Origin of the sequence: Novacetimonas pomaceti, from assembly GCF_003207955.1 — a bacterium.
Lineage (GTDB): Bacteria > Pseudomonadota > Alphaproteobacteria > Acetobacterales > Acetobacteraceae > Novacetimonas > Novacetimonas pomaceti.
Map to the genome: position 1 here is coordinate 1 of NZ_NOXG01000124.1, position 610 is coordinate 610.

The following is a 610-nucleotide window of genomic DNA, read 5'->3' on the forward strand; positions in this document are numbered from 1 at the left end:
ACCGACACAGTGTCCGTGCTGTGGCAGCGATCGTCTGAGCAAACTGGGGGAGAGCGTCACCGAGACGCTGGAGGTGATCCCGCGCCAGTTCAAGGTCATCCAAACGGTGCGGGAGAAGTTCACCTGCCGGGACTGCGAGAGCATCACCCAGCCACCCGCCCCCTTCCATCCGATCGCGCGCGGACGCGCAGGCCCATGGCTGCTGTCGACCATTCTATGCGACAAGTTCCTGCAGCATCTGCCGCTGAACCGCCAGAGCGATGCCTTTGCCCGCGAAGGGATCGATCTCGACACGTCGACACTGGCCGACTGGGTGGGGGCCTGCACCGCGACGCTGGCCCCCCTGACTACGCTGATCCGGGCGCATGTGCTGGCGGCACAACGCCTGCACGCGGATGACACCACCGTGCCGGTTCTGGCGAAAGGCCGGACAGTCACCGGACGATTGTGGAATTATATGCGGGACGATCACCCCTTTGGAGGCACAGCGCCCCCAGCCGTCTGGTTCCGTTATTCCCGGGACCGCAAGGGCGAACATCCCACGGACCATCTCACCGGCTGGACCGGCATTTTGCAGTCAGACGCCTATGCGGGTTATAACACTCTGGCG

Annotated in this window: 1 protein-coding gene; it reads left to right on the forward strand. The window is 64.1% G+C overall.

What is annotated here, in order from left to right; translation table 11 throughout:
- A partial coding sequence (gene tnpC, locus CFR71_RS15980; protein WP_110532264.1) for an IS66 family transposase occupies positions 1-610 on the forward strand: 610 nt, incomplete at both ends.